Source organism: Rhizobium sp. BK112, assembly GCF_014193215.1.
In the GTDB taxonomy this organism is placed as follows: domain Bacteria; phylum Pseudomonadota; class Alphaproteobacteria; order Rhizobiales; family Rhizobiaceae; genus Rhizobium; species Rhizobium anhuiense.
On record NZ_JACHYZ010000038.1, the window covers coordinates 1 to 3,378 of the forward strand.

The 3,378-nt window shown below is 61.7% G+C and carries 3 protein-coding genes and 1 pseudogene; all 4 read right to left on the bottom strand.

The features are described 5' to 3' along the window. Positions 1-128 (bottom strand): annotated as a pseudogene (locus FHT75_RS35565) (sugar ABC transporter ATP-binding protein); the annotation flags it as partial. A 3-nt stretch (positions 129-131) separates the two neighbouring features. Beyond that, positions 132-1,109 carry a carbohydrate ABC transporter permease gene (locus FHT75_RS35570; protein ID WP_183845822.1) on the bottom strand — a complete coding sequence of 326 codons (978 nt, stop codon included), beginning with the start codon at positions 1,107-1,109 and terminating at the stop codon, positions 132-134. Next, positions 1,106-2,059 carry a carbohydrate ABC transporter permease gene (locus FHT75_RS35575; RefSeq protein WP_028755623.1) on the bottom strand — a complete coding sequence of 318 codons (954 nt, stop codon included), beginning with the start codon at positions 2,057-2,059 and terminating at the stop codon, positions 1,106-1,108. The genes FHT75_RS35570 and FHT75_RS35575 overlap by 4 nt, the downstream gene beginning before the upstream one ends. 128 nt (positions 2,060-2,187) lie before the next feature. After that, on the bottom strand, positions 2,188-3,378 hold a 1,191-nt coding region (locus FHT75_RS35580; protein ID WP_097596461.1), incomplete at its 5' end, for an ABC transporter substrate-binding protein.

Here is a 3,378-nt window from a genome sequence, read left to right on the forward strand (position 1 = left end):
GACTTGCCGCAGCCGGACGGGCCGACCAGCACGAGAAAGCCGCCCTTGTCGAGTTCGAGGTCGATGCCCTTGAGAATGTCGACGGCGCCGAAGCGCTTTTTAAGACCGGAGATTTCGAGGAAGGCCATGGATTACCCTTTGACAGCGCCCGCCATCAGACCGCGCACGAAGTAGCGGCCGGCGAGGATATAGACGATGAGCGTCGGCACGGCGGCGATCATCGCCGCCGCCATGTTGACATTGTATTCGACCACCCCGGTCGAGGTGTTGACGACATTGTTGAGCGCCACCGTCATCGGCATGGAATCGCCGGTGCCGGCATAGGCCGAGGCAAACAGGAAGTCGTTCCAGATATTGGTGAACTGGTAGATGACGGTGACGACGATGATCGGTAGCGAGTTCGGCAGCATGATGCGGCGGAAGATCTGGAAGAAGCTGGCGCCATCGACCTGGGCGGCCCTGACCAGTTCGGTCGGAAAGGCCTCGTAGAAATTGCGGAAGAACAGCGTCGTGAAGCCCAGGCCATAGACGACATGGACGAAGACCAGATTGACGGTCGGATTGCCGAAGCCGAAGGCAAAGCCGGTGGCGTTCTGCAGCGTCATGCCGAAGCGGCCGAGCGAACCGAGGATCGTCGCCATCGGCAACAGCACCGACTGGAACGGAATGAAGCAGGCAAACAGCATCAGCCCGAACACCAGCGTATGGCCGGGAAAGCGCCATTTGGTGAGCACATAACCGTTCAGCGCCCCCATGATGGTGGAGATGGCGACGGCCGGCACCACCATCTTGATCGAGTTCCAGAAGTAGCCCTTGATGCCGGCGCAGGTCAGCCCGACACAGGTCTCGCCCCAGGCCTTGATCCAGGGATCGAAGGTCGGCGCTTGCGGCAGCGCCAGCATGTTGCCGTTCTGGATCTCGTCCATGGTCTTGAACGAGGTGGTCAGCATGACGAAGAGCGGCATTAGGTAGAGGATGGCGAAGATCACGAGCAGGCCGTAGATGACGGTGCGGCCGATCCAGCGGCTGTTGCTGTTGCTGTTGTTGTTGTCGTTGCTGTTGTCGCTGGCCTGCGGGGTTGCGATTGCCGGAGAGGTCACGCTGCTCATCGCGCCTTCTCCTTCAGTTCGGAATAGAGATAGGGCACGATGATCGCCGAGATGGTCATCAGCATGATGATGGCGCTGGCCGAGCCGACGGCCATCTCGTTGCGCTTGAAGGTGTATTCATACATGAAGTTGGACGGCAGCCAGGCCGAGCCGCCCGGCCCGCCCGAGGTCAGCGCCACCACCAGGTCATAAGACTTGATCGCCATATGGGCGAGCACGATGAAGGCCGACAGAAAGATCGGCCGCAGCAATGGAATGACGATGCGGCGGTAGAGCTGGAAGGGCGAGGCGCCGTCGATCTGGGCGGCCTTCATGATCTCGCCGTCGATGCCGCGCAGGCCCGCCAGGAACATCGCCATGACGAAGCCCGACGCCTGCCAGACGCCGGCGATGACGACGGTGTAGATGACGAAGTCCTTGTTCTTGATCCAGTCGAAGTGGAAGCTCGTCCAGCCGAAGTGGTGCAGCGTCTGTTCCAGGCCGAGGCCGGGATCGAGGAACCATTTCCAGGCAACGCCGGTGACGATGAAGGAGAGTGCCATCGGATAGAGGAAGATCGGCCGGAGCAGCCCCTCGCCGCGGATCTTCTGGTCGAGCAGGATGGCGAGGAAGAGACCGAGCGCCAGGCAGATGCCGACATAGAGGAAGCCGAAGATCGCCATGTTGGTGATCGAGGTATACCAGGAGGACGGCGGATCGCTCTCGAAGGTCCAGCGCCACAGCCGCTGATAGGCGCGTGCGCCGGTCAGCGCATAGGACGGAAAGGTCTTGGAATTGGTGAAGGACAGATAGGCCGTCCAGATGATGAAGCCGTAGACGAAGATGATGGTGATGACGAAGCTCGGCGCCAGCACGATCTTCGGCAGCGCATCCTGCAGCCGGCCGCGCAACGAGATGCCCGTCGATTGCCGCGGCGTCAGAACCGGATCGGTGGTCGCAACTGTGCTCATGGAATGTCATCTCCTCCCCGCATGATGGCTCCTCGATATCGTCCGGGCATGATCATCCTGCATGATCGGCGCGGAGCCTGAAGCTTCCCCGCGGGTCACGCGGGGAAGCATTGTCATCACAAGTGATCTCAGCGGGCGTCGTCGATCGCCTGGACCAGCTGGGTCACGGCCTCGTCGGAGGTCTTGATCTGGCCGTGGACGAACTTCGAGACGACATCCTTATAGGCATTGGCGATCGCCGGCGGTGCGCCATAGCCTTGCGCCAGCGAGCCGAACAGCGTGCCGCCTTCATTGGCAGCCTTCAGGTCGGCGATACCCTTCTTGCCGCAGGCGTCGAAGTCGGTATCGGGAACGTCGGTACGAGCCGGCACCGAACCCTTGACGACGTTGAAGGCCGACTGGAAGCTCTTCGACAGCGTTGCGGTTGCCAGCGCCACCTGCGCCGCCTTGCGGTCGTCGGGGACGTTGAACATGCCGAACATGTCGGAGTTGTAGATCACGCTGCCGTCGGTGCCGGGGAAGCGGTAGCACAGGAAGTCGGTATCCGGCGTCTTCTTGGCGGCGACGAATTCGCCCTTGGCCCAGTCGCCCATCACCTGCACCAGCGCGTCACCCTTGATGACCATGGCGGTGGCGAGGTTCCAGTCGCGGCCGGAGAAGTTCGGATCGACATATTTGACGATCGTCGCCAGATTGTCGAAGGACTTCTTCATCGTCTCGGACTTCAGCGACTCTTCATCGAGGTCGTTGAAGGCCTTCTTGTAGAACTCCGGACCGCCGGTCGACAGCACGATGGAATCGAACATCGTCGCTTCCTGCCAGTTCTGGCCGCCAAGGGCGAGCGGGATGACGCCGGCGGCCTTGGCCTTGTCGAGCAGGGCGATCAGATCGTCGAAGGTCTTCGGCTGGGTGCCGCCGATCTTGTCCATCACCGCCTTGTTGATCCACAGCCAGTTGACCGAGTGGACGTTGACCGGGGCTGCGACCCACTTGCCGTCATAGACCGAGAACTTCTGCAGCGCCGCCGGCACCGACTTGTCCCAGCCTTCCTTCTTCGCCGTCTCCGTCAGGTCACCCATGACGCCGGCCTGGGCATAATCGAGCACGGTATACCCCAGCATCTGCGAGGCTGTCGGATAGGTGCCGGCCGCCACCATCGCCTTCAGCGCCGTCATCGCCGCGTCACCGCCACCGCCGGCCACCGGAACATCCTTCCAGGCAAAACCTTCCTTCGACAGATCCTGCTTCAGAACATTCAGCGCCGCTGCCTCGCCGCCCGACGTCCACCAGTGCAGCATCTGCACTTCCTTCACGTCGGC

Excerpts from the sequence above, each read along its gene's own strand:
- FHT75_RS35570 (WP_183845822.1), bottom strand. The coding sequence starts at position 1,109 with ATGAGCAGCGTGACCTCTCCGGCAATCGCAACCCCGCAGGCCAGCGAC.
- FHT75_RS35575 (WP_028755623.1), bottom strand. The coding sequence starts at position 2,059 with ATGAGCACAGTTGCGACCACCGATCCGGTTCTGACGCCGCGGCAATCG.